Genomic DNA, 3,289 nt, shown 5'->3' with positions numbered 1-3,289 from the left:
CGGCCTTGCAGGCCGTCCGGGATGACGCGGGCGTTGTTGTCCAGCCTGGGCGCTGATGATCCTGGGCCCGGGCGCGGCGGGCGCGCGGCGCCCGTCACGCGCGCGACATCGATCCTCGTCATGACGGCGCGCATCGCCTGACGAGGTTGCGCCATGACCTTCAGCCTGTTCGATCTGACGGTTCCCCGGTTTCAGCGCGCACTGGGCGTGTTGCTCGGTCTGCTGGGCAAGGCCGAGGGCCACTTCGAGTCGGCGACGGCCGGGCGCGGCGTAGCAGTCCTCGGCGATCTGCGCCTCGCGCCGGACATGAACCCGTTTCCGTTCCAGATCGCGTCGGCGATCGACAACGCCGTGGGCGCCACGCGGCGGCTTCGCGGGCTGGCGCCGGATGATGTGGCCAGGCTTTCGACCCTGGAGGACATGCGCGGGGCGTTGAACCGGGCGCTCGGGGAGTTGGCCGTCCTCACGCCCGCAGACTTCGAGGGCGCGGCGGACCGCGAGATCGTGCTGCCCAACCCAAAGGGCGCGCGCCACCTTCCGGCGCCGGACTATGTGCTGAACCTCGCCCTGCCCAACGTCTTGTTCCACACATCCATGGCCTATGCGCTGTTGCGGGCGGCCGGGGTGGACATCGGGAAACGGGATTTCCTGGGCCCGCTGCCGCCGAGACGGGTCGACGTCTGAGCGGGGACGTCAGGACAGGCGTGGGGGGACACTCCCACAGTCCTCGTCCGCCCCCGCCCGGATGACGGCGTCCCGGCGTCGGCGGCGGGGTGAGCCTCAGCGGTACAGGTGACGAGGATCAGGGCTTGGTGATCTCGGTGAAGTCGCGGACCGCCCCCTGGTCGTCGTGCATGACGAGCTCCATGCGATCGCCAAAGGCGCGCACCATCAGGTAGCCGTAGCCCTGGTAGGTTTTCGCCCAGCGCGGATCGGACACGGCTTCGCGGTTGGCCAGATTCCCGCCGCCGCCGCCCAGCTGAATCACGACCGGCGCGCGCGGATCGGGCACGGGCCGGCCGCCCCGCATGGGCCAGGAGCGGAGGTAGTTGTGATGATGACCCACCAGGATCAGGTCGACGCCGGCCCGCTCCAGAGGCGCCATGAAGTCGTCGGTCACCTTGGCGTATTGCTCGTTCAGGGGCGGGTGATGAAAGGTCGCGACCTTCCAGCGCGCCGTTGACGCGGCCAGGGCCTTCTCCAGCCACGCGCGCTGCTGAGCGCGGAAGTCGGGCGCCTCGGCGTCGCGGCGATCCAGATTGCTGTCGAGAACGAAGAACTCAACATCGCCCAGACGATAGGCGTAGTAGGAGCGGCCCGGCGCCTTCAGGGCGTGGTAGCGCTCGAACCAGAGAAAATCGTCTTCGCCATTGCCCATCACCGGCAGGAATGCGGTGCGCGCCATCAGGGGCGCGAGGGCGGCGAAGTACTCGTGGGTCCATTCAAACCGATGCTCGCCCTTGCCGCCGTCGGTCAGGTCGCCCGCGTTCAGAATGATCTGCGGGCTTTCTCGCCACAAGAGATCGGCCAGCCGCGCATTCACGTGCGGGCGCGCCTCCGTGTCGGATATGGCGGCGAATACAATGGGATCCTTTTCGCCGGGGGCCGTGCGGAAGGGGATCGGCCCCGTATCCAGGGCCTCACCCGTGGGCGAGGTTACGGTCAGGCGGTAGATGTATCGGGTGTTCGCCTTCAGGCCGTCGATCGTCGCGGTGCGGATGCGCGCGTCGTTGGCGGGAAGATCCAGAACCCGCCCAAGCGCCGGCGTCTCTCCCCACTCGAGGCGTGCGGCGGCAGGCCGATCCGTTTCCCAATGCAGCATGACGCTGCTCGTCGTGGGCCAGGCGAGATGGGGCCCGCCGGTCGTGAAATGAAATACGCTGCCGAGCGGCGCGCCGGCCCGCACCGGGGCCATGTGTTTGGCGAACACGGCCTTGATCTCGGCCTCACTGAGCGCCCGACCATGGACGGCGGCATAGGGAGTCAGATCGGACAGACGCATATGGGGTTCGTTGGCTAGATAGCCGGCGAGCTCAAGCTCGGCGCGCGGCGAGCCGGCAAGGCGCGCATCGCGCAGGGGCGTTTCGCCCAGCTTTTCTCCATTGCGCCAGATGGCGAGCGACCGCCCATCGTTGACGAGGACGAGATGGTGCCAGTATCGCAGCGCCCCGCGCTTGTAGAGGCCGGAAGACAGGTCCTGTCCGGCGACCGTGCTCTTCAACTCCATGGCCGGCAGTGTGAGGCTCGCGGCGCCCAGGCGGGCCGTCACATCACCGGCTTCGAAACCGAACGCAAACAGGGGCGCGTCGGCGTCCGGCTCGAACGCCAGCAAGGCGGCCCCGACCCTCTGGTCAACATGATAGCTGACGAACAGCTCGACGCTGAACGGGCCGCGGGGCCACAGTTCCGGCGCCAGGAGTTCGCGCTTACGAACGGTAGGGACCTGGTCCATCCACATCCGGGCCGGCGTCGCGCGATCGCCGAGCGACTGAGGACGCCCCACAGCGCCGGGCGGCGGGTTGGGCCCCGGTCTTGTCCCGGATAGAGGCGTCAGATCGCGCAGCGACCATTGCGCCAGGGGCGCCGGCGCGTTCTTGACCTCGGCCGCCGGAGCTTCGTGCGGGCCATGACCGCCATGCGCCTGGACGGGGCCGCCAAGCAGCGCGCCAAACAGCCCCAGGAGCGCCATGCACCGAGCGCGCAACATGTTCTTCCCCGCGACCAAACCGCAGACGCCGCCTGCCTAGACGCGGTCTAGGTCGCCACTGTGACGGGCCCGTGATGGTCGACGAAGGATAAGCCCGGCGGGGCTATCGGGCGACGGACTCCGCCGACATCGCCGCGCCGAGATGGCGGGTGAGTATCTCTTCAAGCGTCGGCGTGATCGCCGCAGGGTCCTTGGCGCGCTCATCAATCCGGCGCAGCGCGATCGCATCGCGCGCAAACGGCGTCGCGAGAAAGTCGCCCTGCTCCGCCGGCGTCATGGCGCCGCCCTGCAGCGCCAGACTGATGCGCGAATCCTTCGAAAGCCCCGCTTCATACGTCGGCTCAACAGCGCAGAGATAGCGCTTGGCCGCCACATGCAGGCGCACCGGCTCACTGACGCCAGGCCCGAACCGGGCCGCCGCCCAGGCCGCGCCAATGGCCTCGTGGAGGTCATCCACCCCTCGCGCCGCCGGGTTCTCCCCCAGATCGTGGACCATGTGGCCGATGTCGTGAAGGAGACACGCGATCACCATGGCGGAGCTCAGGCCCTGGGATTCTGCGTGCGCCGCAGACTGCAGAGCAT

Annotated in this window: 3 protein-coding genes; 1 reads left to right on the top strand and 2 read right to left on the bottom strand. The window is 68.7% G+C overall.

The features are described from left to right. Positions 1–153 precede the first annotated feature (153 nt). Complete coding sequence (locus tag ACIQ3R_RS16635; RefSeq protein WP_397419969.1) at positions 154–684, top strand: DUF1993 family protein; 531 nt, start codon at positions 154–156, stop codon at positions 682–684. A gap of 118 nt (positions 685–802) precedes the next feature. Here the strand turns inward: ACIQ3R_RS16635 and ACIQ3R_RS16630 are convergent, their stop codons facing one another. Beyond that, positions 803–2,707 carry a metallophosphoesterase gene (locus tag ACIQ3R_RS16630; protein ID WP_397419968.1) on the bottom strand — a complete coding sequence of 635 codons (1,905 nt, stop codon included), beginning with the start codon at positions 2,705–2,707 and terminating at the stop codon, positions 803–805. Positions 2,708–2,810: 103 nt separating this feature from the next. After that, the coding region (locus ACIQ3R_RS16625) for a metal-dependent phosphohydrolase (protein WP_397419967.1) at positions 2,811–3,289 on the bottom strand (479 nt) is incomplete at its 5' end.

Source organism: Phenylobacterium sp. (assembly GCF_044371015.1).
Lineage (GTDB): Bacteria > Pseudomonadota > Alphaproteobacteria > Caulobacterales > Caulobacteraceae > Phenylobacterium.
This window is presented reverse-complemented; position numbering and strand designations above follow the sequence as displayed.

What these genes read in the sequence shown, in the direction of transcription:
- ACIQ3R_RS16635 (WP_397419969.1), top strand. Translation starts at nt 154, where the DNA reads ATGACCTTCAGCCTGTTCGATCTGACGGTTCCCCGGTTTCAGCGCGCA.
- ACIQ3R_RS16630 (WP_397419968.1), bottom strand. Translation starts at nt 2,707, where the DNA reads ATGTTGCGCGCTCGGTGCATGGCGCTCCTGGGGCTGTTTGGCGCGCTG.